Annotated in this window: 17 protein-coding genes; 2 read left to right on the forward strand and 15 right to left on the reverse strand. The window is 71.8% G+C overall.

The annotated features are described in order from the left end of the window. Positions 1 to 262 precede the first annotated feature (262 nt). The 7 genes from obgE to ACFV6E_RS30665 all read right to left on the reverse strand — a co-directional run bounded on the left by obgE (position 263) and on the right by ACFV6E_RS30665 (position 10,949). On the reverse strand, positions 263 to 1,699 hold the full coding sequence (gene obgE / locus ACFV6E_RS30635; protein ID WP_385160886.1) for a GTPase ObgE: 1,437 nt from the start codon (positions 1,697 to 1,699) through the stop codon (positions 263 to 265). A 126-nt stretch (positions 1,700 to 1,825) separates the two neighbouring features. After that, complete coding sequence (gene rpmA, locus ACFV6E_RS30640) at positions 1,826 to 2,080, reverse strand: 50S ribosomal protein L27 (protein ID WP_006374707.1); 255 nt, start codon at positions 2,078 to 2,080, stop codon at positions 1,826 to 1,828. Positions 2,081 to 2,094: 14 nt separating this feature from the next. Continuing rightward, positions 2,095 to 2,415: a 50S ribosomal protein L21 gene (gene rplU / locus ACFV6E_RS30645; protein ID WP_103551359.1), complete on the reverse strand. Its 321-nt coding sequence runs from the start codon at positions 2,413 to 2,415 to the stop codon at positions 2,095 to 2,097. Positions 2,416 to 2,630: 215 nt separating this feature from the next. Continuing rightward, a complete protein-coding gene (locus tag ACFV6E_RS30650; RefSeq protein WP_385466012.1) occupies positions 2,631 to 3,983 on the reverse strand; it encodes a phospholipase D-like domain-containing protein in 1,353 nt (450 codons plus the stop codon). A gap of 488 nt (positions 3,984 to 4,471) precedes the next feature. Further along, positions 4,472 to 8,743, reverse strand: coding sequence for an Rne/Rng family ribonuclease (locus ACFV6E_RS30655; protein ID WP_385466015.1), 4,272 nt, complete (start codon positions 8,741 to 8,743; stop codon positions 4,472 to 4,474). 262 nt (positions 8,744 to 9,005) lie between these two features. Continuing rightward, positions 9,006 to 9,758, reverse strand: a complete 753-nt coding sequence (locus ACFV6E_RS30660; protein WP_385160893.1) for a TIGR03936 family radical SAM-associated protein — start codon at positions 9,756 to 9,758, stop codon at positions 9,006 to 9,008. 48 nt (positions 9,759 to 9,806) lie between these two features. Continuing rightward, the gene (locus tag ACFV6E_RS30665) at positions 9,807 to 10,949 is read right to left on the reverse strand and encodes a hypothetical protein (RefSeq protein ID WP_385466018.1); all 1,143 of its coding nucleotides are present in this window, start codon (positions 10,947 to 10,949) and stop codon (positions 9,807 to 9,809) included. A gap of 310 nt (positions 10,950 to 11,259) precedes the next feature. Here ACFV6E_RS30665 and ACFV6E_RS30670 point away from each other — a divergent pair, with 310 nt between their 5' ends. Both ACFV6E_RS30670 and ACFV6E_RS30675 read left to right on the forward strand, forming a co-directional pair. After that, complete coding sequence (locus ACFV6E_RS30670; RefSeq protein WP_385160897.1) at positions 11,260 to 11,472, forward strand: hypothetical protein; 213 nt, start codon at positions 11,260 to 11,262, stop codon at positions 11,470 to 11,472. An 18-nt stretch (positions 11,473 to 11,490) separates the two neighbouring features. Further along, a complete protein-coding gene (locus ACFV6E_RS30675) occupies positions 11,491 to 12,333 on the forward strand; it encodes a DUF2637 domain-containing protein (RefSeq protein ID WP_385160899.1) in 843 nt (280 codons plus the stop codon). Positions 12,334 to 12,346: 13 nt separating this feature from the next. On the opposite strand, the gene ACFV6E_RS30680 is transcribed toward ACFV6E_RS30675, so the two are convergent. The 8 genes from ACFV6E_RS30680 to ACFV6E_RS30715 all read right to left on the reverse strand — a co-directional run bounded on the left by ACFV6E_RS30680 (position 12,347) and on the right by ACFV6E_RS30715 (position 25,506). Then, entirely contained in the window at positions 12,347 to 14,986 is a 2,640-nt protein-coding gene (locus ACFV6E_RS30680) for a SpoIIE family protein phosphatase (RefSeq protein WP_385160901.1), read from the reverse strand. A 127-nt stretch (positions 14,987 to 15,113) separates the two neighbouring features. Then, positions 15,114 to 17,114, reverse strand: coding sequence for a TIGR03960 family B12-binding radical SAM protein (locus ACFV6E_RS30685; RefSeq protein ID WP_385160903.1), 2,001 nt, complete (start codon positions 17,112 to 17,114; stop codon positions 15,114 to 15,116). 164 nt (positions 17,115 to 17,278) lie between these two features. After that, positions 17,279 to 18,793, reverse strand: a complete 1,515-nt coding sequence (locus ACFV6E_RS30690) for a CHAD domain-containing protein (protein WP_385466021.1) — start codon at positions 18,791 to 18,793, stop codon at positions 17,279 to 17,281. A 65-nt stretch (positions 18,794 to 18,858) separates the two neighbouring features. Further along, positions 18,859 to 20,058 carry a rod shape-determining protein RodA gene (gene rodA / locus ACFV6E_RS30695; RefSeq protein ID WP_385466024.1) on the reverse strand — a complete coding sequence of 400 codons (1,200 nt, stop codon included), beginning with the start codon at positions 20,056 to 20,058 and terminating at the stop codon, positions 18,859 to 18,861. A gap of 166 nt (positions 20,059 to 20,224) precedes the next feature. After that, the gene (gene mrdA, locus ACFV6E_RS30700; protein ID WP_385466026.1) at positions 20,225 to 22,480 is read right to left on the reverse strand and encodes a penicillin-binding protein 2; all 2,256 of its coding nucleotides are present in this window, start codon (positions 22,478 to 22,480) and stop codon (positions 20,225 to 20,227) included. Between the two features lie 136 nt (positions 22,481 to 22,616). After that, a complete protein-coding gene (mreD, locus tag ACFV6E_RS30705; protein WP_385160911.1) occupies positions 22,617 to 23,288 on the reverse strand; it encodes a rod shape-determining protein MreD in 672 nt (223 codons plus the stop codon). Between the two features lie 12 nt (positions 23,289 to 23,300). Beyond that, positions 23,301 to 24,245, reverse strand: a complete 945-nt coding sequence (gene mreC / locus ACFV6E_RS30710) for a rod shape-determining protein MreC (protein WP_385466029.1) — start codon at positions 24,243 to 24,245, stop codon at positions 23,301 to 23,303. 241 nt (positions 24,246 to 24,486) lie between these two features. Continuing rightward, the gene (locus ACFV6E_RS30715; protein ID WP_081217257.1) at positions 24,487 to 25,506 is read right to left on the reverse strand and encodes a rod shape-determining protein; all 1,020 of its coding nucleotides are present in this window, start codon (positions 25,504 to 25,506) and stop codon (positions 24,487 to 24,489) included. Positions 25,507 to 25,800 lie beyond the last annotated feature (294 nt).

The raw sequence follows: 25,800 nt of genomic DNA on the forward strand, positions 1-25,800 counted from the left end.
ATCCTGGAGTGGATCCGGGCCCCTCGGCATACGTAGCGGCGCGACCCGCCGGTCCGCGCGCTCGCCGGTCCGCGTCGCCCGGCGGTCCGCGCGGCCCGCCGTTCCGGAACGGCTCGGAGGTCCGGACCGGCGCAGAGGTTCAGACCGGCGGACCGGCGCAGAAGTTCAGAGCGGCGCAGAGGTTCAGACCGGCGGACCGGCGCAGAGATTCAGAGCGGCGCAGAGGTCCAGAGCGGCCCGGAGGTTCAGAACGGCTCGGGGACTAGAACGGCTCGAAGTCGTCGTACGCCTGCTCCGCCTCGTCGCGTTCCGCCTGCTTGTCGCGGCGGCGCTGGGCGGCGGGGCGCGGGGCGTCGAAGCGGTGGTCCTCGCCGCGGCGGCCGAGCATCTCGGCGCCCGCCATGACCGTGGGCTCCCAGTCGAAGACGACCGCGTTCTCCTCGGGGCCGATCGCGACGCCGTCGCCGGTGCGGGCGCCCGCCTTCATCAGTTCCTCCTCGACTCCGAGGCGGTTGAGGCGGTCGGCGAGGTAGCCCACGGCCTCGTCGTTGTTGAAGTCGGTCTGGCGCACCCAGCGCTCGGGCTTCTCGCCGCGCACGCGGAAGAGGCCGTCTTCCTCCTGGACCACGGTGAAGCCCGCGTCGTCGACCGCCTTCGGGCGGATGACGATCCGGGTGGCCTCCTCCTTCGGCTTGGCCGCGCGGGCCCTGCCGACCAGGTCCGCGAGGGCGAAGGACAGCTCCTTCAGGCCCATGTGCGCGACCGCCGACACCTCGAAGACGCGGTAGCCACGGGCCTCCAGGTCGGGGCGGACCATCTCGGCCAGGTCCTTGCCGTCGGGCACGTCGATCTTGTTCAGCACGACGACGCGCGGCCGGTCGCCGAGGCCGCCGTAGCTCTTCAGCTCCTCCTCGATGACGTCGAGGTCGGAGAGCGGGTCGCGGTCGGACTCCAGCGTCGCCGTGTCCAGGACGTGCACGAGGACCGAGCAGCGCTCCACGTGGCGCAGGAACTCAAGGCCCAGGCCCTTGCCCTGGCTGGCGCCGGGGATGAGGCCGGGCACGTCGGCGACCGTGTAGACGGTGGCGCCCGCGGTGACCACGCCCAGGTTCGGCACCAGGGTCGTGAAGGGGTAGTCGGCGATCTTCGGCTTGGCGGCGGAGAGCACCGAGATGAGGGACGATTTGCCCGCGCTCGGGTAGCCGACCAGGGCCACGTCCGCGACCGTCTTCAGCTCCAGGACGATGTCCTGGAGGTCGCCGGGGACGCCGAGCAGCGCGAAGCCGGGGGCCTTGCGGCGGGCCGAGGACAGCGCCGCGTTGCCGAGCCCGCCGCGGCCGCCCTGCGCGGCGACGAACGAGGTGCCGTGGCCGACGAGGTCGGCGAGCACGTTGCCCGCCCTGTCGAGCACGACCGTGCCGTCCGGCACCGGCAGGACCAGGTCCTGGCCGTCCTTGCCGGAGCGGTTGCCGCCCTCGCCGGGCTTGCCGTTGGTGGCGCTGCGGTGCGGCTTGTGGTGGTAGTCGAGCAGCGTGGTCACGGACTGGTCGACGGTGAGGATCACGTCGCCGCCCCGGCCGCCGTTGCCGCCGTCCGGGCCGCCGAGCGGCTTGAACTTCTCCCGGTGAACGGAGGCACAGCCGTGGCCTCCGCTACCCGCGCCGACGTGCAGCTCGACGCGGTCCACGAAGGTGGTCATGGTCAGTGCCTCCAGAAATTGACGGGAATGTCTTACGTGTAACACGCAGAGGGCGGACCCGCTTCCCGCGTACGGGAAGTCGAGGTCCGCCCTCGCGAAGAACGTGTTGCTACGGGGCCTGGGTGATCAGGCGACCGGAACGATGTTCACGACCTTGCGGCCACGGTGGGTGCCGAACTCGACCGCACCGGCGGCGAGCGCGAACAGCGTGTCGTCCTTGCCACGGCCGACGCTGGCGCCGGGGTGGAAGTGGGTGCCGCGCTGGCGGACCAGGATCTCACCGGCGTTGACGACCTGACCGCCGAAGCGCTTCACGCCGAGCCGCTGAGCGTTGGAGTCGCGACCGTTCCGGGTGGACGATGCGCCCTTCTTGTGTGCCATCTCTCCTCAGTCCCTTACTTCGCAGCCGCGGGGATCTCAGTGACCTTGATCGCCGTGTACTGCTGGCGGTGGCCCTGACGACGGCGGTAGCCGGTCTTGTTCTTGTAGCGAAGGATGTCGATCTTCGCGCCCTTGTGGTGGTCCACGACCTCGGCCTGGACCTTGATGCCGGCAAGGACCCACGGGTCGCTCGTCACGGCTTCGCCGTCGACGACGAGCAGGGTCGAGAGCTCGACCGTGTCGCCAACCTTGGCGGTGGAAATCTTGTCAACCTCAACGATGTCGCCGACAGCAACCTTGTGCTGGCGACCACCGCTGCGCACGATGGCGTACACGCGGATCTCTCTCTCGCTCGGAACGGAACCCCCGCAGTCCAGCCCCCGGCTCGCACCGGACGGCCTCTCCCGGGAACGGAGCGCGGCGGCTCACATCACCGGGAGGAAGAAGGTTTACGGGGATGCGGCGCGTCAGTGGACACGCCGACGGTCAAGGTTACGGGGCCGTGGCCGAGGGGGTCAAACCGGGCCGGGCGCCCTGGCTGTGCGGCCCGTCACGTCGTCGGCTTCTCCCCGTCGTCCGGCAGCGGCTTCACGCCCTTGCACAGGTCCGTGGTGTCCTTGGTGCCGGGATAGGCGACCTTGGTGACCCGGTCGAAGTGCGCCTTGTACATGTCGTGCACGGCGTCGTCGTCGACCTTGACGATCGACTCGTCGTTCTCGCGCAGCGCGGGCCCGGTGTAGTTCCCGGAGCCGGTGAAGCTGACCTTGTTCCGCTTTCCGTCGTACGCGCCGTCCACCAGGATGTACTTGGAGTGGATGATGAACGGCGTGGTGAGCTTGGAGCCGGGATTCGCCGGGTCCCGGTCGTCGTTGTAGCAGCGCACGGTGGGGCCGCCGCTGGTGTGCAGCTTCTCCCAGGTGCCCTTGGTGCCGCCGGAGCTCTTGGCGCTGTCCGTCTCGGCGTAGACGACGCTCACCGAGCAGCCCGCCTTCTGGAGGGCGAGCAGCTTCTCGGCGATCGCGAGCCGGGTCAGCTTGAAGATCGCGACCCGGACCTTGGTCTTCTGGGTGACGCCCGCGGTGTCCTTGTAGGTGCACGCGACGTTGTCGAGCACCGAGTAGACGGTGTCGGTGGCCCGGGAGGCGCCGGCCCGCGGGAAGAAGTACGCCTTGTACAGGCCGTTGCTCACCGTGCGGTACTCCCAGGACTTCCAGTCCCGGGCCACCATCGTGTCGAAGTAGTCCGCGTACGCGTCGTACATCGTCGGGTTGTCCGGCAGCACCAGCGCGTCGTTGAAGAAGCGGGTGTGCGCGGACGGCGTGGAGTTCGTGGTGCTCTGCACGACCACGTTCGTGGCGCCCTCGACCGCGGAGAACAGCCAGAACTTGTTGTGCATGATCGACTGCCCGAACTTCGGGTCGCCGAGACAGGACTTGTCCGCCGGGCAGGTGCTTATGTACGAGCCCTTGGTGCGGTCGGTGCCGAGCTCGGCGGCCAGCGTGCCGTACGACGTGTTCGCCGGTCGGTCGCTGACGCTGGACTCGTCCAGCAGGATCTGCACGTTCACGCCGCGGTCCTTCGCGGCGACGAGCGCGTTGACGACTGTCGCCTCCCACACGTGGTAGACGGCGACCTTGATGGTCGAGCCGGGCAGCGCGGCGTTCGTCAGCTCCACCAGGCGGGTGCGGATCGCGTACTGCTGGTCGGTGGTGCCCAGCGGATCGTTGAAGATCGGGCCCTCGGTCCAGGCGGTCTCGCCGACCGCCTGGGCGGCCCCGGCACAGGCCATGGCCTGGACCCCGGCCGCCGACAGCACCGTCGCCAGTGCGACGGCCCGGCGGACTCCCCTGGCCGGTCCGGCGGCGCGGCGCAGCCCGCCGCCCGTCAGGCGCACGCGCGCCATGTGATCCCCTCCCCTGCCACGGGCCCCGCGTCCTCCCCGACGCGACGCCCGCGTGTACACGAACGCGAAGACAAGACCGCCCGAGTTTTGCACGGGGCCGTCCGTGTTCCAAGCGGCGGGGGTGTCACACGGGCCACGAGGGCCGTACGCGGGACAGGAGCTGTGGGGGCCGGACGCGGGAGCTGGGTCGTGGGGGCCGGACGTCGGCGACGCGCAAGCTGGGCCGTGGGGGGGGCCGCACGCGGGCGGGCACGGGCGGCGCAGGCAGCGCAGGCAGCGCAGGCAGCACGGGCGGCGCGGGTGGCGCGGGTGGCGCAGGCAGCACGGGCGGCGCGGGCAGCGCAGGCAGCGCAGGCAGCACGGGCGGCACGGGCGGCACGGGCGGCGCAGGCGGCGCAGGCGGCGCAGGCAAGAGAACACCCCCTGTCCGGCGGCGGTGTCGCCGCGGGACAGGGGGTGCGTGGCCGGGACGCCGGGTCCCGGCCGGATCAGCCCTCGTCGGTGGAGGCCGTGACGGTCGGCACCGACTGCTCTGCCGCCGCGGTCTTCTTCGACGCCGACTTGGCGGCCGTCTTGGTGGTCTTCGCCGCCTTCTTGGCCGTCGTCTTCTTCGCGGCCGTCGTCTTCTTGGCCGCGGTCTTCTTGGTGGCGGCCTTCTTGGCCGTCGCCTTCTTGGCCGTCTTGCGGGCCGTCTTCTTGGCCGCCGGTGCGAACTCGGCGTCCTCGGCGGGCGCCTCGGAAGCCGCCTCCGGCGCCGACTCCTCCGACGCGGCGGACGGGACGACCACGACGGCCGACTCCTCCGACGCGGTGGGAGCGGTCGCCTTGCGGACCGCGCGACGCCGCGGACGGGCCGGGGCGGCGCTCTCGGCGGACGCCTCGGCCGGCTCGGCGACCGGGGCCGCCTCCGCCACGGGCTGCGGCTCCGGCTGCGGCTCGGCGGCCTCGGACGCGGACGCCTGGACCGTCACCGCCTCCGCCTCGTCGGCCGCCTTCGGCGCACCGGCCGGGGCCGACACCTTGCGGGTGGCACGACGGCGCGTACGACCCTTGGGCGCCTCCTCCTGCGCCTCGGGCGCGGGAGCCTCCGGGGCCGCGGGGGCCTCGGCCGCCGGGACGACCGGGTCCTCGGCCGCGACGGGCTCCGCCTCGGCCGCCTCACGGGACTTCGGGGCCCGCTCGTCGTCGCGCTCGACGCGCTCGGTGCGCTCACCGCGCTCGCTCCGCGAGCGGGAGGCCCGCTCCTCGCGCGGCGCACCGGCCGGAGCCGACGCCCGCCGGGTGGCCCGGCGCCGCGAACGGCCCCGGGACGCCGCGGCCTCGGCCTCGGCGGCGCTGCTGTACAGCTCCTCGTCCGGGGTGAACTCCGGCGCGGGCAGCGCGGCGGGCGCGGCGGCCTCGGCCGCCACCTCCGCCTCGGTCTCGGTCTCGGCCGCGGGCTCGACCGTCTCGGCGGACCCGCCGGACGCGGCCTCGTGCTCGTGCTCGTGGACGTGCTCGGCGCCGCCGCGGCCGCGCTTCTTGCGCTTGCCGCCGCCTCCGGTGGAGGACGGCTGCTCCATGTGCACGATGACGCCGCGGCCGTTGCAGTGCACGCAGGTCTCGGAGAACGACTCCAGCAGGCCCTGCCCGACCCGCTTGCGGGTCATCTGGACCAGGCCGAGCGAGGTGACCTCGGCGACCTGGTGCTTCGTACGGTCCCGGCCCAGGCATTCGAGCAGGCGCCGCAGCACCAGGTCCCGGTTGGACTCCAGGACCATGTCGATGAAGTCGATGACGACGATGCCGCCCAGGTCGCGCAGCCGGAGCTGGCGCACGATCTCCTCGGCCGCCTCCAGGTTGTTCCTGGTGACGGTCTCCTCGAGGTTGCCGCCCTGGCCGGTGAACTTGCCGGTGTTGACGTCGATCACGACCATGGCCTCGGTCTTGTCGATCACCAGCGAACCGCCGCTGGGCAGCCAGACCTTCCGGTCGAGCGCCTTCATCAGCTGCTCGTCGATCCGGTACGTCGCGAAGACGTCGACCTCGGAGGTCCACTTCGACAGGCGGTCGGCCAGGTCGGGCGCGACGTGGGACACGTACCCGTGGATGGTCTCCCACGCCTCGTCGCCGCTGACGATGACCTTGGAGAAGTCCTCGTTGAAGATGTCGCGGACGACCCGGACGGTCATGTCCGGCTCGCCGTAGAGCAGCGTCGGGGCGTTGCCGCTCTTCGCCTTCTTCTGGATGTCCTCCCACTGCGCCTGGAGCCGCTCGACGTCACGGCGCAGCTCGTCCTCGCTCGCGCCCTCGGCGGCGGTGCGCACGATGACGCCCGCGTCCTCGGGGACGATCTTCTTGAGGATGGTCTTCAGCCGGGCGCGCTCGGTGTCGGGCAGCTTGCGGCTGATGCCGGTCATCGACCCCTCGGGGACGTAGACCAGGTAGCGGCCGGGCAGCGAGACCTGGCTGGTCAGGCGGGCGCCCTTGTGGCCGATCGGGTCCTTCGTCACCTGGACGAGCACCGACTGGCCGGACTTCAGGGCGCTCTCGATCCGGCGCGGGCCGTTGGCCATGCCCAGCGCCTCGAAGTTGACCTCGCCGGCGTAGAGCACGGCGTTGCGGCCCTTGCCGATGTCGATGAAGGCGGCCTCCATCGACGGCAGCACGTTCTGCACCTTGCCGAGGTAGACGTTGCCGACGTACGACGTCGACTGCTCCTTGTTGACGTAGTGCTCGACGAGCACGTTGTCCTCGAGGACGCCGATCTGGGTGCGGTCACCGTACTGGCGGACCACCATCACGCGCTCGACGGCCTCGCGGCGGGCCAGGAACTCGGCCTCGGTGATGATCGGGACGCGGCGGCGGCCCTGCTCGCGGCCCTCGCGGCGGCGCTGCTTCTTGGCCTCGAGACGGGTCGAGCCCTTGATGGACTGCACCTCGTCGGAGCCGTCGCCGGAGCGCTCGTCCTTCTTGCGGGGCTCGCGGACCTTGACGACGGTGCGCTCGGGGTCGCCGTCACCGGGCTCGGTGTCGGCGGCGGAGTCACCGGCGCGGCGCCTGCGACGGCGGCGGCGACGGCTGCTGCTGGAACCGCCCGACTCCTCGCGCTCGTCGCGCTCGTCGTCGCCCTCCGCGTCGTCGGCGGACTGCTCGGCCGTGTCCTCGGCGTTCCCGGCGTCCCGGTTCGCCTGCTCGGCGGCGAGGTCGTCGTCGCCCTGCTCGGCGTCGGACTCGCCGGAATCGCCGCGGCGGCGGCGACGGCCACCGCGACGGCGCCGGCGCCGGGAGCCGGTCTCCTCCGAGTCGTCGCCCTCGGCGGCGTCCTCCACGGACTCCTCGCCCTCGGCGGGCTCGTCCTCGTCGGCGGAATCGGCGGAGTCGACGGGCTCGGCGGGCACGCTCTCGGGGGCGGCCTGCTCGCTCGCGGCAGGCTCGTCGGCGGCCCGGCGGCGCCGGCGCCTGCGGGTACCCACAGGCTCCTCGGCGGCCTCGACGTCGACGGCCGCCGCCTCGGGCTCGGCGGGCTCGGGCGCCGACAGCCGCGCCTCGGCCGCCTCGGCGGCGGCGCGCTCGGGCGTCTGGAACATCGGCTCGGTGAACACGGGCGCCTGGAAGACGGCGACGGCGGGCCGCGCCGGGCGGCGCACGGACTCGCCGTCCTCGGCGCTCCGCGGCGTCGGCGCGGAGAACCCGGCCGCGGCCTTGCGGGTGGCACGACGCCGCCCACGACGCGGAGCGGCACCGTCCTCCGCCTGCGCGGCCTCGGGCTGCGGGGTCTCGGTCTGTGCGGTCTCGGCCTGCGGGGCCTCGACGGGTGCCTGCGCGGCACGCTTGCGCGGCGCGGCGGCAGGGGCCTGAACGGGCTCGGCCTGCGCGTCGTCACCGGTCGCGGGCGCCTCGGCGGCGGCGCTCTCCGGCGCGGACACCTGCCGGGTGGCACGGCGGCGGGTACGGCGGGCGGGCTCCTCGGCGGCGGGTGCCGCGGCCTCGGCGCTGCCTACGGGCTCGGCGGCGGGCGCGGCCTCCTCGGCGGAGACGGTCGCGGCGGACGCGTCGGCGCCGGACTCGGTCGTACGGACCGGCGCGGTCGCACGGCGCCGGGTACGGCGGGCGGGCGCGGGCGCGGGCTCCTCGGCGACGGCGGCGGGCTCCGCGGGCGCGGAGACCTCAGCGGCGGTCCCGGTGGTGTCGGCGGCCGGTGCGGGCTCGGCAGCCTCCGCGACGGCGCTCTCCGCCTGGGCCGGCGCACCGGTGGGGGCGGACGCGCGCCGGGTGGCACGACGGCGCGTACGGCGCGGAGCGCCCTCCTCGGCGCTCTCGGGCGCCTCGGTCACGGCGGAGTCGGGGGCCACCTCGGCGGCCACGGACTCGGCGGTCCCGGCTTCGGCGGCGGGCACGACGGTCTCGGCCTCGGTCCCGGAGGCGGCGGCGCCCTCGGGCGCGGACACGCGCCGGGTGGCGCGACGGCGCGTACGGCGCGGAGCGGCGTCCTCGGCCGGGGCCTCGGCCGTGGCCTCGGTCTCTTCGGTCTCCTCCGCCTCCGCGGTCTCCGGGTCCGTGACCTCGCCGGTCACGGTCTCGTCCGCGGCCAACCGGTCGGGCGTCTCGGGGGCCACGGCGGGCGCGGTGGTCTCGGCGGCGGCCTCGGAGGCGGCGGCCGGGGGCCCGGCGGGGCGCGACGCCGCACGGCGGCGGCGCCGCGGCGGCAGGGTGTCGCTGGGGGTGTCGTGGTTGTCCGAGCTGTTGGCGGGCTCGGTGGGTTCGGTCGGCTCGAGCATGCGGGTGGATCTCCCGTCAGGCTCCCGGGCGCCGCACCTGGTCCGGCGATGCCGGTGACGTCCGCGGCTCGCGCGGTGCGCGGTGCCGCCGTCCGGGGCGCGGGCGCCGCACGGGAGCTCTCTGTGTCCTGTCTCGCCGGTTCCGTACACCATGTGTGCGTACGGCCTGGCGAAAGTCTTCTGTGTCGGTGCGCTGCCCGACCCAGGTGGCTCCCGAGTACGAGGGCGGCGCTACGACGTCCGTCCTTACGCGGAACCTTCCTTACGCCGGCGCCTTCGCGGCGGCAGCGGCCGTGTCCGGCGCTGCCTCGCGGTCGGGCGCGAGCGGGTCGGTCACCGTGCCGGTCTCTTCATCGAACAGCCCCTGCGCCAGCCTGGTCACCGCTGCGGGGACCGGCGGCGCCAGGTCGGCCACGGCGCGGAGACCGGACAGGACGTCGTCGGGTCGAACGGCAGGCGTCACGTGCCGAACAACCAGCCGCAGTATCGCACAGGGCCGGTCCGTCGGCCTATCAGCCTGCGGATTCCGCGTCTCGAGGCCCGCGACGGCACCGCGCGCGTCGAACGTGCGCACCCCGTTCTTGGTCTTGCGGCTGACCTCGACGCTCTCGGCCGCGCTGAAGGCGTCGACCGCGCGCCCCGCCTCCTCGGGCGCCACGCCGTCCAGGCGCAGCTCCCAGACCGAGGCGGTGAGCCGGTCGGCGAGACCCGGGGTACGGGCCTCCACCGCGTCGACGATGTCGAGCCCGGCGGGCATCGACTCGTCGAGGAGCGCACGCAGCCGCTCCGGGTCACGCGCCTCGGTGAGCGCGATCTCCAGATACTCCGCCTCACTGCCCGTGCCGGTGGGTGCGGCATTGGCGTACGACACCTTCGGGTGCGGTGTGAACCCCGCCGAGTACGCCATGGGCACCTCGGCGCGGCGCAGCGCACGCTCGAAGGCGCGCTGGAAGTCACGGTGGCTGGTGAACCGAAGGCGGCCGCGCTTGGTGTAGCGCAGTCGGATGCGCTGCACCGCGGGTGCGGGCGGCGGGCCTTCGGGCTGTCGCTTGCCCAGTGTCGTTCAGTCCTTCGTGAGAGCGGTTCTGCTTCTTTCCAGGGTACGTGCCTCGCTGCTACCCGTTTTCCGCCGGGCCACCGGCCGTGCGGCCCGGGGTTCGCCGAAGAGCGCCCGCCGGATGTCGGCGCGGGTCTGCCGGACCGACTCCCGCGCGGCGGCCAGGGCCTGCCGTACGGTCCGGCCCACGGCCCGCGCCGCCTCGGCGGCGGGCCGCAGCAGCACGTCACGGACCATGTGCCCGACCGGGGTGAGGACCGTGCGGTACATCCAGCGCACCGGCTCCACGAAGAGCCACCGGAAGAGTCGTCCCAGGAAGCGGCCGACGGCCCGGGACACGTACCCGGCGACCCGCCAGGCGTGGGACAGCGCGGCGCCGATCTCCCGGCCGACGACGGCGAGCGCCCGGCCGACGGGGGCGAGGACCCACCGCCACAGGGCGAGCGCGGGCAGCACGAGCAGGACGCGCAGCGTCCAGTAGATCGCCGCGCCGACCCCGAGGAACACCGTCCGCACGAGCCGCACCAGACCGCGCGCCAGCCAGGCGATGCCGCGTCCCACGGGCGCGAGGACCCACTCGTACAGCCACCGCGCGGGTACGACGGCCAGGTACCGGACGAGCCGGGCGACCACCGCCCAGATCCCGGCGCCGGCCGCCGCGAGGACCAGCGCGATCCCCCGGGCCAGCCACGCGATGCCGTGCCCGACGGGGGTGAGCACCGTCCGGTACAGCCGGATCAGCCCGGCGGCCGCCCCGCGCGCCAGCCACCCGATTCCGTGCCCGAGGGGCGTCAGGACGTGCCGGTACAGCCACACCGCGGGTGCCACGAGCAGCACGTACGCGGTCCGTCCGAGGGCCTTGGCGAGCGGCACGACGACGTATCGCCACAGTGTCCTGGCCGGCCAGACGAGGACCGCCCACGCCAGCCGGGCCAGCGCCCGCCCGGCCGGGCGCAGCACGGCATCGCGCAGCAGCCGCCCGCCGGCCACCAGCACGTCCCACACCATCCGCACCGGCACGACCAGCACCAGTACGACGATCCGCACGGGCAGCCGGACGGCGACGGTCAGACATCCCTCGCCCCGCGGCTCGGCCGGTTCGTGCCCCGGGCGCGCGGGCGGCCCGGCGGACGGCTTCTGAAGATCCATGCTTGTCAGGACGCCGCGGCGGCCGTCCTGGATGCACAGGTCACGGAGCCGGTACCGAACCCGGACGCGCCCGGTATACGAATGAAATGAAAAACTGAAGTGAAAAACCGCTCGCATAGTTAGGTGTTGAGCGCCCCAGTGAAATGCTGTGAATACAAGCGCTTTTCGCGACGATTTCACTGAATAAGGCTCACTCGTTTGCCGCGCATCCAGCGGAGTGGGACCGCGTTAGCGGAATGTGACGAAAGCAAGGTTCCTTGACCTGCCCCGCTCCGCGACGGCGGCGGAGAAACCGCCCGCAGCCCGCGCCGTGACCGTGGGGCGATACATCTTCACCCCTGCCGCGGCGTACTCATCGCCCGATGCCAGCGGCACCCTGCACGGAGACGGCGCACGGGTCGAACTGCAGGTCACCGAGGAGCTGCTCAGCGAGTTGCTGACCTCGCTGGACGCGGCCCAGGAGGAACTGTGGCGGCAGTGGAACGGCCAGGGACGTTCCCATCGCCGTGCGGCACACACCTGACGGGGGCGGGGTTTCTTCGTGCATGACGACTATCTGGACCTCTCCTACGCCGGACACGAGTGGTTCACCGACAACGGCTACGCCGCCGGTCAGGCCAGGGGCCAGTACCTGGGCGCCGCCGACGTACCGCCCGCGGTCGCCGCGCCGGAAGAGGGCTGGGACCCGGTCGAGGAGCTGACCTACCTCCTCCAGGACGCCGCCACGGCGCAGCAGACGGCCGCCGTGCCGCCGCCCCGCAGCGAGTCGCCGCCCGACGACCGCCCCGACGGCGACCCGATCGACAACCTGGCGCAGATCACCGCCGAACTGCCGCCCATCCGCCACCCGTCGGCGAGCCACCGCAAGGTACGGGTCCGCAAACTGCGCTTCACCTGGCTGCAGACCGTCAGCTTCGTGATCGCCGCCTTCGCCGCCGTCATCGTGTCGATGGTGAGCGTGTTCGGCGGCATCGTGGCCTACGTGCCGCTGCGCAACACCGCCTCAGGCACCGGCGGCGGCGCGCTGCCCTGGTGGCCGCTGCTGATCTACGGCCCCTGGATGGTGGCGTCGCTCTCCATCCTGCGCACCGCCCTGCACCAGCGCCGCGCCGTGCACTCGTGGTGCGTCGTCCTGCTGTTCTCCTCGCTCGCGATGATGCTGTGCGTGGCCGAGGCCGACCGCAGCTTCACCGGGGTCGCCGCGGCCGCGCTGCCCGCCGTCGCGTCCCTGGCCTGCTTCCAGCAACTGGTCCGGCAGATCACCCTGACCCGGCCGCCGCGCCAGCGGATCTCCCGGCACCGGCAGCATCCCGCACCCCCGGCATCGCGGCCCTCCGGAGCCAAGCGGAACACGGCCACAGAAAAATCGACGCGCCTCCGATAATCAGAATCAGTAATTATTGATCAGTAACTGTTCGGGAATTCGGGCCGGGGCGCGCGGCGAGCAGGGCGATGTCGTCGGTGGTGTCGGCACCGAACTTGAGGATCAGTTCGTCGCAGAACATGTCGAGCGGGTCCCGCGCGTGCTCCGCCGTGTGCCGGCAAAGCCGGGCCATGGCGTCGTCGATGGGTTCCCCGCGGCGTTCGATGAGGCCGTCCGTGAAGAACAGCAGGGTGGAACCGGGCGGCAGCGGCTCGCAGGCGGAGGGGCGGGGCATGCGCGGGTCCATGCCGAGCAGCACACCCCGGCCCGCGTCCAGATAGCGGGTGGCGCCGTCCTTCGTGGTCAGCAGCGGCGGCAGATGGCCGGCGGAGGAGTAGTGCAGGCTCCCCGACCCGCCGTCCGGTTTGACGAGGCCGTACAGACAGGTGGCGGTGGACTGCGGCGACAGGGTGTGGCACGCCAGGTCCAGACGGCGCAGCACGTCCCCGGGCGGCTCCTCGCGGTCTACGGCGATGCCGCGCAGCATGTTGCGCAGCGTGCTCATGGCGACGGCCGCCTGGAGGTCGTGCCCCGACACGTCGCCGATGACCACCACCGTGTCACCGCCCGGCAGCACGAAGGCGTCGTACCAGTCCCCGCCGACCTCCGCGGTCGTGCTGGAGGGTACGTAGCGGGCGGTCAGCTCCAGCCCGTCGAGCCGGGGCAGCTCGGGCAGCAGGGCGCGCTGCAGATGCTCGGCGTTGGAGTGGGTGTACTGGTGCAGCCGGGCGTTGTCCACCCCGAGGCCGATGCCGCGGACCAGTTCCGCGATCAGGGCGATGTCCTCCTTCGCGAACGGGTGCTCGTCGTAGTCGCGGACCAGGGTCAGGACACCGAGAACCTCCCGCTGGGTGCGCAGCGGAGCGATGACGGCGCTGCCCACCCCCAACTGCTCCGCCAGCTCCCGCTGCCGCGCGTCCAGCGCACTCTGCGCCCGCCCCGGCGGACCCAGCTCGGTCACCAGCAGGGGGCCCGCGCCGCGCAGCACCCGGGACAGCGGCCCCCGCGTCGCCTCGGTCACCGCGGGGAGCCTGCCGAGATGCGCCCCCGACACCGGCACCCGGGGATCGCGGTGGACGACGCAGATCCGCTCCACCCGCCCCGCCTCGTCGAGCAGGTCCGCCGCGCACCAGTCGGCGAGCTGCCGGGTCAGGATCTGGCACACCCGCCGCAGCCGCTCGTGCAGGTCGAGGGTGCTGAGCATGGCCGCACCCGTGTCGGCGAACAGGGACAGCCACTCCGGCGCCACCTTCGCCTCGCTCCCCGCCCGCGCCTTCCTGGTGGTGGTCGGCAAATGCACGGGACCCGGCGCGGGCCGTGTCGCGTGCCGGTCCTCCTCCGCGGGGCGCGCCGAGACCGGCGGGGCGGTCGTCGTGGTGAGCTGGGCGACGAAGACGGTGCGGCCGTCGACCGCCTCCTGGGTCTGGATGGACAGCCGGACGGGGATCACCCTGCCGTCCCGGTGCAGGGCGGGAACCGGCACGGAGCGGCCGAGGATCCGGGCCTCGCCGGTGAGCAGCAGCGAGGAGAAGGCCACCACATGGCGCTGGTGCAGGTGCTTGGGCATCAGCACGGTCAGCCGCTGCCCGACGAGTTCGTGCACCTGCCAGCCGAGCAGGTTCGCCGCGGCGTTGTTCACCGCGATGATCCGGTTGCCGTCGTCGGCCGCGATGGTCGGCACGTCACCGGCCTCCACCACGCTCGCGTCCCAGGGCGCCAGGTCGGTGGGGTGGGCGTCCGGCTCGCCCGGGACCTGCGTCCACGCGGTGGCGGGTCCACCGGCGAGCTGGCCGGTGATCTGGTCGAACAGCCAGTGCCGGAAGGCCCTGATCTGCGGCAGCGCCGGAAGGGTGAGCAGGCTGCCCTGCTGCGCGGCGGCGTCCGCCGCGTCGAGCACCCGGCGCAGCGTCCGCACGCCCGGCCCGGCGTCCGCCGCGAACCCCACCAGCATGGAAAGCGTCGAACTGTCCGGGGTCTCCTGCTGCACCGCCGCCGTCATGCACGCGCAGATCATGTGGCTCACGTCCTGCGCGACGGCCAGCTCCGCCGGCTCCACCCCGGTCCAGCCGCCGTCGGCGTGACCGGCGAGGAACAGCTCCCGCAGCAGCCCCTCCCACTGCTGCTGCGCCGACCAGTACAGGGTGTACGGCACGTCGTTCAGCGCCACGGTCACGGTCCGGCCGGACGGCGCCAGGGTCTCCCACGCCGACTCCGGCGGCGTCGGTGCCTCGGGCCACAGCTCGAACCAGACCGTCTTGTGGTCCGCGTCGCTGTGCACACCGTGGCTGGAGGCCAGCTCCTGCACCAGCGCCAGTCCCCTGCCGGTGCAGGCGTACCGATGCCGGTCGTGCGGCACCAGGCCCCGCCCCGGACAGCGGTCGGCGACCCGCACATGCACCCGCCCGTCGGCGGCCCAGACCCGCACCTCGGTGTCGGTACGGGCATGGAGCACCGCGTTGGTCACCAGCTCACCGGCGAGCAGCTCAGCGGTGTCCACCAGCTCCGGCGCGACACCGCCCAGCACCGACCGCACGAACCGCCGCGCCACCGTGACGTTCTCCACCACCGGCGCCAGCCATCGCGACGCCGCCCCGGGCGGACTGGGACAAACCATGCGCCCCGGGTGCCCACGGCCCTCGCCCCGAAAAGCCCGCTACGCCCCATTCACCTGCATAGCCGCACAGGCGTCCCCCGGCCCCGGCGGACGCCTCACCCGTCCCGGGCAGGGCGCCCCGCCCGCGTCAGTGCGCGTGCCCGCTCGGTGCCGGCGCCGCGTTCTTCACGGTCAGCGGCAGCAGCTTCTTGCCCGTGGGACCGATCTGGATGGAAGTGTCGAGGGCCGGGCACACCCCGCAGTCGAAGCAAGGCGTCCAGCGGCAGTCCTCGACCTCCGTCTCGTCGAGGGCGTCCTGCCAGTCCTCCCAGAGCCAGTCCTTGTCGAGGCCGGAGTCGAGGTGGTCCCAGGGCAGGACCTCCTCGTACGTCTTCTCGCGCGTCGTGTACCAGTCGACGTCCACCCCGAAGGCGGGCAGGGTCTTCTCGGCGCAGGCCATCCAGCGGTCGTAGCTGAAGTGCTCGCGCCAGCCGTCGAAGCGGCCGCCGTCCTCGTAGACGGCGCGGATGACGGCGCCGAGGCGGCGGTCGCCGCGGGAGAGCAGGCCCTCGACGATGCCGGGCTTGCCGTCGTGGTAGCGGAAGCCGATGGAGCGGCCGTACTTCTTGTCGCCGCGGATCTTGTCGCGGAGCTTCTCCAGGCGGGCGTCCGTCTCCTCGGCGCTGAGCTGCGGGGCCCACTGGAAGGGGGTGTGGGGCTTGGGCACGAAGCCGCCGATGGAGACCGTGCAGCGGATGTCGTTGGAGCCGGAGACCTCGCGGCCCTTCTGGATCACGTTCATCGCCATGTCGGCGATCTGGAGGACGTCCTCGTCGGTCTCGGTGGGCAGGCCGCACATGAAGTACAGCTTCACCTGGCGCCAGCCATTGCCGTACGCGGTGGCGACCGTGCGGATCAGGTCCTCCTCCGAGACCATCTTGTTGATGACCTTGCGCATGCGCTCGGAGCCGCCCTCGGGGGCGAAGGTGAGGCCCGAGCGGCGGCCGTTGCGGGTCAGCTCGTTGGCCAGGTCGACATTGAAGGCGTCGACGCGGGTGGAGGGCAGGGAAAGGCCGATCTTGTCTTCCTCGTAGCGGTCCGCCAGGCCCTTGGCGATGTCGCCGATCTCCGAGTGGTCCGCGGAGGACAGGGAGAGCAGGCCGACTTCCTCGAAGCCGGTCGCCTTCAGGCCCTTCTCGACCATCTCACCGATGCCGGTGATCGAGCGCTCGCGGACCGGGCGGGTGATCATGCCGGCCTGGCAGAAGCGGCAGCCGCGGGTGCAGCCGCGGAAGATCTCCACCGACATGCGCTCGTGGACGGTCTCGGCGAGCGGCACGAGGGGCTGCTTGGGGTAGGGCCACTCGTCCAGGTCCATCACCGTGTGCTTGGAGACACGCCACGGGACGCCGGACTTGTTCGGGACGACGCGGGCGATGCGGCCGTCGGCCAGGTACTCGACGTCGTAGAAGGCCGGGACGTAGATGTTGCCGGTCTTCGCGAGGCGGAAGAGGACCTCCTCGCGGCCGCCGGGGCGGCCCTCGGCCTTCCAGGCGCGGATGATCCCGGTCATATCGAGCACGGCCTGCTCGCCGTCGCCGATCACGGCCGCGTCGATGAAGTCGGCGATCGGCTCGGGGTTGAAGGCGGCGTGGCCGCCCGCGAGGACGATCGGGTCGTCGACCGTGCGGTCCCTTGACTCCAGCGGGATGCCGGCCAGGTCCAGGGCGGTCAGCATGTTCGTGTAGCCGAGCTCCGTGGAGAAGCTGAGGCCGAACACGTCGAAGGCCTTCACCGGGCGGTGACTGTCCACGGTGAACTGCGGGACGCCGTGCTCGCGCATCAGCTCCTCGAGGTCCGGCCACACACTGTAGGTGCGCTCGGCGAGGACGCCCTCGCGCTCGTTGAGGACCTCGTAGAGGATCATGACGCCCTGGTTGGGCAGGCCCACCTCGTAGGCGTCGGGGTACATCAGCGCCCAGCGGACGTCGGTGGACTCCCACGGCTTCACCGTGGAGTTGAGTTCTCCGCCGACGTACTGGATCGGCTTCTGCACATGCGGGAGCAACGCTTCGAGCTGCGGAAACACCGATTCGGCGGTCTCGGCGGTCGGAGCGGTCTCGGCGGCCTCGGCGGGTTCGGCAGGCATCTCGCGGACCTTCGTGAGCGGACTGGGGGTCCCCCCGGCCGGAGGCCGGAGGCGGGTGACCGTCTGGACGTACACGTCTCCATCCAGAGGTGACCATCTAGCCTAACGCGGCCGGAGGAACTCGCCGCACGCTCAGTGATCCGCGGGTGCGCGGCCGCGCCCGCTCACAGGGCCGCCCGCTTGCCCACCTTCTTCCAGGTGCCGGGCAGCCCCGCCTCCGCGACGGCGGCCCGCTGCTCCTCGCGCCCGTACAGGACACCGAAGGTGAAGGTGCTCTCCCCCGCCGCGTGGGCCTGGTCCGCGAGCTCGCGCAGGGACTCGCGGGCCATGACGCTGTCCTGGTGCTCGCCGAGCAGGTTCTGCAGCGACTTGACGGCCTTGGTGAGCGCCTTGGCGGGCTTGCCGAGCGCGGGGGTGGCCGCCTCGGCGGCGTACCGGGTGCGCTTGGCCTTCTTGCGGGCCTCGTGCATCGCCACGTCGCGGTCGCCGCCGGAGGGCAGGTCGAGGGCGTGCTCGACCAGGGCGGCGACCTTCTCGAAGTCCTTGCGGACGGCGGCCGCGAGCACCTTGTGCGGTTTCGCGGCGGCGGCCTCGCGCAGCGGCGGCTCGGCGAGCAGCCGGTCGAGGGCCGCGAGCAGGTCGAGGTAGCGCTTGCTGTCGAGTACGGCGAGCAGGCGGCGCCGCGAGTCGCCGCCGCGGGCCGTGGACCAGGCGCGCAGCCGGTTGCGGACGGGGCCTGAGAGCAGCGGGCGGGGCAGCGCGTCGAGCGCTTCGGTGAACCGTTCGGTCAGGACCTCGTGGTCGCGGTCCACGCCGAGCTCTCCGGCCAGCCATTTCAGCTCGACGGCGACGGGGGTGGTGACGGCGCGGTCGAGCACGTTGCCGAAGGAGCGGAAGGTGCTGCGCATCCGGCGGGTGGCGACGCGCATGCGGTGCACGGAGTCGGGTGCGTCGAGCCGGACGGCGGGGTCGAGCTCGATGACGGCGTGGCGCTGGGCGCGGAGGTAGGCGAGGACGTGGTCGCCCGCGGTGACGGGCTCGGCGTGCTCGTGCTTGCGCGGTTTGGTCCTCGACCCCGTCTCGGCGAGCGCCTTGGCGAGCTTGGAGGGGGACGCGGAGCGGTGCAGTCCGGCCTTGCGCAGGTGTTTGCCGGCCTTGTCGAGGAAGGCGGGGTCCTGGCCGTCGGCGAGTTCGATCTCGATCTCGGTCCACTCGGCGGTGTCGGCGCCGCCGTGGAGCCGTTCGGCGCGTACGCGGTCGAGGCTGACCTCGGCGAGGGGGGAACCCTCGCCGTCGACGAGTTCGTGGACGTGCCGGGAGGTGGCCAGCCGGACCAGGGCGACGAGTTCGGCGTCGCGGATCCGGGAGCGTGCGAGGGCGGTGAGGCGGTCGGGGACCGTCTCAGAAAGCGGTGCGTGGATCTCGTCCCGTACGCCGTCCGCGACGGGCAGTTTGAGGTGCCAGCCGGCGTCGTCGCCGCCGGTGCGGCGGCGCAGGGTGAGGGAGTCCGCGGCGAGCCGCTGGTCGGCTGTGTCGTAGTAGGTGGCGTCCAGCCGGGTGATGCCCTTGTCGATGACGTCCGCGACTCCGGGGACGCCGCTCAGGTCGGGTGGTACCGCGGCCTCGGACGCCGCGGGACCTTCGTACTTCCGCTCGATCTCACGCTTGGTGTCCGCCATACAGCCCGAATGTAGCCGTGAAAGGTGAACGGGGGCAGCCCGTGGGCGCCCCCTCACCTCGCTTTTCAGGCCGACATCGGCCGCTGCACTCTGATCGACTGGAGCAGTCCGACGGCCACCCAGACGGCGAACATGGAGGAGCCGCCGTAGGAGACGAAGGGCAGTGGGAGGCCGGCGACGGGCATGATGCCGAGGGTCATGCCGATGTTCTCGAAGGACTGGAAGGCGAACCAGGCGATGATCCCGGCGGCGACGATCGTGCCGTACAGCTCGGTGGTCTCGCGGGCGATGCGGCAGGCGCGCCACAGTATGACGCCGAGGAGCAGCAGGATCAGTCCGGCGCCGACGAAGCCGAGTTCCTCGCCGGCGACGGTGAAGACGAAGTCCGTCTGCTGTTCGGGGACGAACTGGCCGGTGGTCTGGGAGCCGTGGCCGAGTCCGGTGCCGAAGAGGCCGCCGGAGCCGATGGCGATGCGGGCCTGGTTGGTGTTGTAGCCGACGCCCGCCGGGTCGAGCTCGGGGTTGGCGAACGCGGCGAAGCGGTTGATCTGGTACTCGTCGAGGATGTGCAGCTGCCAGACCGCGATGGCGCCGGCGGCGCCCGCGCCGATCAGGCCGAAGATCCAGCGGTTGGAGGCGCCGGAGGTGAGCAGCACGCCGAGCACGATGACGACCATGACCATGACCGAGCCGAGGTCCGGCATCAGCAGGACGATCGCTATCGGCACGGCGGCCAGGCCGAGGGACTGCACCACCGTGCGGTGGTCGGGGTAGGCCTTGTCGCCCGCGTCGACCCGGGCCGCGAGCAGCATGGCCATGCCCAGGATGATCGTGATCTTCACGAACTCGGAGGGCTGGAGCGAGAAGCCGCCGCCGATGACGATCCAGGCGTGGGCGCCGTTGATGGTGGCGCCGAGCGGGGTCAGCACCATCAGCACCAGGAAGACGGAGATGCCGTAGAGGATCGGTACCGCGGTGCGCAGGGTGCGGTGGCCGAGCCAGACGGTGCCGATCATCAGGGCGATGCCGATGCCGGTGTTGAGCAGGTGGCGGACGAGGAAGTAGTACGGGTCGCCCTGGTTGAGTTCGGTGCGGTTGCGGGTCGCCGAGTAGACGAGGGCCGTGCCGATCAGGGACAGGGCGATGGCCGAGAGCAGTATCGGCCAGTCGAGGCGGCGGGCCAGTGAGTCGCGGGCGAAGATCCGCGTCCAGCCGGCCCGGGCGGGCCCGTAGCCGGACACGGAGAAGCCGTTCGCGCCGGTCATGTCCGGGCCCCTTTCCGGTCTTCCTGGGTGCGCGCGGCGGTCACGTACGTCCGCGGCCCGCGCCTCGTCGTCAGCGCGGCGGTCACGCACGTCCGCGGCCCGCGCCTCGTCGTCAGCGCGGCGGTCACGCACGTCCGCGGCCCGCGCCTCGTCGTCAGCGCGGCGGTCACGTCAGCGCCCTCCGCCTCTTCTTCGGCCGGGCGCTGCGCCTGCGGGTGTCGCGGTTGCCGGTGCCGGTCGGGCTGGTGGTGGCCGCGGGCTGGTCCCCGTCGTCGGCGCCGGTCTCGTCCTCCTCGCTCGCCTGGAGGTCCTTGGCCGGGTCCTTGGAGATCTTGGGCGCGGTGATCGAGCCGTCGCTCTTGACCTTGGGCAGGTCCTTCTCCGGGGTGGGCAGGAGGGCCTTCTTGCTGTCGATCGAGCCGTCCTTCTGGACGCCGTACATGGCGCTGTAGATGTTGCGGACGGCCTCACCGGAGGCGCCGGAGCCCGTGCCCGCCTGGGAGATGGTCATGATGACCGTGTAGTCCTTGCTGTAGGTGGCGAGCCAGGACGTCGTCTGCTTGCCGTAGACCTCGGCGGTACCGGTCTTGGCGTGCATCTCGATCTTGTCCTGCGGCCAGCCCTGGAACTTCCAGGCGGCGGTACCGCCGGTGACCACGCCCGCGAGCGCCTTGTCCATGCCCTTGACCGTCGCCTTGTCGACCGGCAGTTTGCCGCTGACCTCGGGCTTGATCTCCTTGACGGTCTTGCCGTCGGCACTGATGATCGCCTTGCCGATGGTCGGGGTGTGCATGGTGCCGCCGTTGGCGAGGGCGCCGTAGATCACGGCCTCCTGGATCGGGGTGACGAGGGTGTCGCCCTGGCCGATGGAGTAGTTGATCGAGTCGCCCTCGCGCATCTTGTTGCCTTCGAGGCAGTTCTCGTAGGCGATCTTCTCGGTGTAACTGCCGTTCTTCTTGCCGGACTTGCACCAGGCGTCCTTGTTGGCCTTCCAGTAGTCCTGCTTCCACTGGCGGTCGGGGACGCGGCCGGTGACCTCGTTCGGGAGGTCGACGCCGGTCTCCTGGCCGAGGCCGAACTGGTGGGCGGCCTTGTAGAAGTAGTCCTTGGGCTCGCCCTTCTTCGGGTTGATCCCGCCGTCCTTCTTCCACTCCTTGTCGGCGAGGCCGTAGAAGACGGTGTCGCAGGAGACTTCGAGGGCGCGGCCCAGCGAGATGGGGCCGAAGCTCTCGCCCTCGAAGTTCTTGAAGACCTGGCCGCCGACAGAGTACGAGCTGGTGCAGGGGTAGCCGCCGTCCCACTCGTAGCCGGCCTCGACCGCGGCGGCCGTGGAGACCACCTTGAAGGTGGAGCCGGGGGCGGACTGACCCTGTATGGCCCGGTTGAGCAGCGGGTAGTTGGACTTCTTGCCGGTGAGCGCGGTGTAGTCCTTGCCGGAGATGCCGCCGACCCAGGCGTTGGGGTCGTACGTCGGGTTGGACGCCATGGCGACGATGCGGCCGGTCTTGGCCTCCATCACGACGACAGCGCCGGAGTCCGCCTTGTAGTTCTCGCCGGTGATCTTGTCGAACTGCTGCCTGGCCTTGACCATCGCCTCGTTCAGCTCGTACTCCGCGACGCGCTGGACGCGGGCGTCGATGCTGGTGACGACGTTGGAGCCGGGCTCGGCGGCGTCGGACTCGGCCTTGCCGATGACCCGGCCGAGGTTGTCCACCTCGTAGCGGGTGACGCCGGCCTTGCCGCGCAGCTCCTTGTCGTACTGGCGCTCCAGGCCGGAGCGGCCGACCTGGTCGGAGCGGAGGTAGGGCGAGTCGGTGTCCTCGGCCTCGGTGATCTCCTCGTCCGTGACGGGCGAGAGGTAGCCGAGCACCTGGGCGGTGTTGGCCTCGCCGGGGGCGGCGTAGCGGCGCACGGCCTCGGGCTCGGCGGTGATGCCAGGGAAGTCCTCGGAGCGCTCGCGGATCTGGAGCGCCTGCTTCGGGGTGGCCTCGTCGGTGATCGGGATCGGCTGGTAGGGCGAGCCGTTCCAGCACGGCTGGGGCGTCTTGGCGTCGCACAGCCGGACCTTCTCGATGACGTCCTTGGGCTTCATGCCGAGGACACCGGCGAGCTTGGTGAGGACCGCCTCGCCGTCGTCGTCCATCTTCATCAGGTCGGTGCGGGAGGCGGAGACGACGAGCCGGGTCTCGTTGTCGGCGAGCGGCACGCCGCGTGCGTCCAGGATCGAGCCGCGCACCGCGGGCTGGACGACCTGCTGCACGTGGTTGCCGGAGGCTTCCTTGGCGTACTCGTCGCCGTTGCGGATCTGGAGGTACCAGAGCCGGCCGCCGAGGGTGCCGAGGAGGGAGAGTACGAGGATCTGGATGACGACGAGCCGGATCTGGACCCGCGGGGTCCGTCCGGTCTCCGGAATGTTGGTCATCGGCGGTGCCCATCCCTGGAAGGGGTGGGGGTGGACGACGGATGCGCGGTGAACACTGCTGCTGCCTCCCCCTCTCAGTGTGTGTACGAGTAGTACGAGTACACGTCCCGGCTGTGTGCCGGGAACCGGCCTTCGCTCACAGCCGCTTGACCCCCTTGATACGGCCGGCGCGGGCGACGCGCGCCTTGGCCGCCTTGACCCGCAGACCGCTGCGCTGGCCGCCGATGCGCAGTCCGGTGCCGGAGGACAGCCAGCCGGCGGAGACGTCGGCCGCCTTCGCGGCGCTGCCCGTCTCGGCGAGCGGATCGTTGTCGGCGCGGCGGGCCAGGGCCATCAGGGCCGGGACCACGAAGGGCGCGAGCAGCAGGTCGTACAGGGCGGCGCTGAACAGCAGCCCGGCGAGGCCGACATGGCGGGCGGCGGTGTCGCCGACGAGGGCGCCGACGCCCGCGTACAGCAGGGTGGAGCCGATGGCGGCGGCGACGACCACGGCCATCGGTCCGGTCGCCGACTTGAGCTGTCCGTTCTCCGGCTTCACCAGGCCCGCGAGGTAGCCGATGACGCAGAGCACCAGGGCGTAGCGGCCGGCGGCGTGGTCGGCGGGCGGGGCGATGTCGGCGAGGAGGCCGGCGCCGAAGCCGATGAGGGCGCCGCCGACATGGCCGTAGACCATGGCGAGGGCGAGCACGGTCAGCAGCATCAGGTCGGGGACGGCGCCCGGCAGATGGAGCCGGGCCAGGACGCTCACCTGGAGCACCAGGGCGACGACCACCAGGGCGGTGGAGAGCAGGATCCGGTTGACACGCATGGGATTCAGCTCCTACTGCTCTTGCTGCTGGCCGTCGGCCGGGGCGTCGGCGGAGGGGGTGACCGTGACGGTGACCGTCGGCCTGGGCGTGGGCTTGGGTTTCGCGGGCAGCACCTCGTCGCGCGGGTCCTTGCGGGGGGCCTGGACGACGACGCCGACGACGTCGAGCTTGGTGAAGGACACGAACGGCTTGACGTAGACCGTGCGCGTGAGGTCTCCGCCGGACGGGTCGACGCGGGAGACGGTGCCGACGGGGACGCCGGGGACGAAGGGCTTGTCTCCTTGCGAGCCGAAGGTGACCAGGCGGTCGCCCTTCTTCACGTCGGCCTTGCCGTTGAGGAGCTGGACGCGCAGCGGGCGGTCGCCCTGTCCGGCGGCGAAGCCGAGCTCGTCGGTGGACTCCATCCGGGTGCCCACGGTGAAGTCGGGGTCGTTGGCGAGCAGCACGGTGGCGGTGGACGGGCCGACGGTGGTGACCCGGCCGACCAGGCCGTCGCCGTTGAGGACGGTCATGTCGCGCTCGATGCCGTCGTCGGCGCCGGCGTCGATGGTGACGGTCCAGGAGAAGCCCTGGGCCGCTCCTATCGCGATGACCTGGGCGCCCTTGATGCCGTACTGGCCGGCGCCGGCCGTCTTCAGCATCTTGTCGAGCTGCTTGAGGCGGCTGTTGTTACGGGCGTCGCTGCCGAGCTTCGCCTTCAGCTCGGCGTTGGCCTTCTCCAGTTCGGCGACGCGGTCGTGCCGGTCGCCGGAGTCGCGGACCGCCGCGATCGCGTTGCCCACGGGGTCGACGGCGGACGACACCCCGTTCTCGATCGGGCCGAAGACCGCCGCCGCGCCCTGCCGGGCGCCGTCGACCGGTGAGTCCTCCCCGCCGCGGATGTCCACCGTGATCAGTGCGAACGCGATGGCGATCAGCAGCACCAGGAGCAATCGGCTCTCTCGTGTGTCCCTCACGTGCGGCGGCCGTGCCTTCCTCGTCGGAAATGCGGGATGTTCGGGATGTTCGGGATATTCAGGATGTACGGAAAGTGCGGGATAAGCGGGATACGGCTGATGTTCGGGGTGTCCGGGGTGCGCGGAGCGGAGCCGCTGGCGCCACTCGCGTCCCGGGACGCTGTGCCGGAGTTTATGCCTCTATATCAACGATCCGCCGCACGAGAGGAGATCATCTCGTACGGCGGAATCGACGTGTTCGTCATCTGCGCGGCTGGGCGTCCAGAACCTGCTGGAGCGCCTCGAACTCCTCGACGCACTTGCCGGAGCCGAGCGCCACGCTGTCCAGCGGGTCCTCGGCGATGTGGATCGGCATTCCGGTTTCCCTGCGCAGCCGCTCGTCGAGCCCGCGCAGCAGGGCTCCGCCGCCGGTCAGAACGATTCCGCGGTCCATGACGTCGCCGGACAGCTCCGGCGGGCACTTGTCGAGCGTCGTCTTCACGGCGTCGACGATCGCGTTGACCGGTTCCTCGATGGCCTTGCGGACTTCCGCCGCGGAGATGACGACGGTCTTCGGCAGCCCGGAGACCAGGTCGCGGCCGCGGATTTCGGTGTGCTCGTCAGTGTCGAGGTCGTACGCCGAGCCGATCGTGATCTTGATCTGTTCGGCGGTCCGCTCACCGAGAAGGAGGCTGTACTCCTTCTTGATGTGCTGGATGATCGCGTTGTCCAGCTCGTCGCCGGCGACCCGGATGGACTGCGCGGTGACGATGCCGCCGAGCGAGATGACCGCGACCTCAGTGGTGCCGCCGCCGATGTCCACCACCATGTTGCCCGTGGCCTCGTGGACCGGCAGGCCGGAGCCGATGGCCGCGGCCATGGGCTCCTCGATGATGTGCACCTGGCGGGCGCCGGCCTGGGACGACGCCTCGATGACGGCACGGCGCTCGACGCCGGTGATGCCGGAGGGCACACAGACGACGACCCGCGGACGGGCCAGGTAGCGCCGCTTGTGGATCTTCAGGATGAAGTAGCGGAGCATGCGCTCGGTGATCTCGAAGTCGGCGATGACGCCGTCCTTCAGCGGACGCACGGCCACGATGTTGCCCGGGGTCCGCCCGATCATCTTCTTCGCTTCCGCGCCGACCGCGAGGATGCCACCGGTGTTGGTGTTGATCGCGACGACGGACGGCTCGTTGAGTACGATCCCGCGACCCCTGACGTACACCAGCGTGTTGGCGGTCCCGAGGTCGACAGCCATGTCACGGCCGATGAACGACATTGAGTTCCCCATCAGGATTCGTCTGGCCTTCCCAAGTGGAGCTTTGACGGCTTTTCAGGTCGGCGAGGTGGGTGCTGTGACGTGAAGGCTTCCATCGTAGACGCGCCTGCACGAACACTGCGCGAGGGTCTTCGCCATTGTCAGCAGATGACGCACGGCCCCGCTTGTGGAGACGGGCCATCGGGGGCATCCGTTCCCCCGATCGCCGCGCATATGCCAGGGGCTGTCCGAAAATCTTCGTCCGCCCCTGGTCAGCGCGGTCCGGGGGCGATCAATGACGTACTGCGGTGGTTG

It is taken from the genome of Streptomyces sp. NPDC059785, assembly GCF_042732375.1.
Taxonomy (GTDB): Bacteria; Actinomycetota; Actinomycetes; order Streptomycetales; family Streptomycetaceae; genus Streptomyces.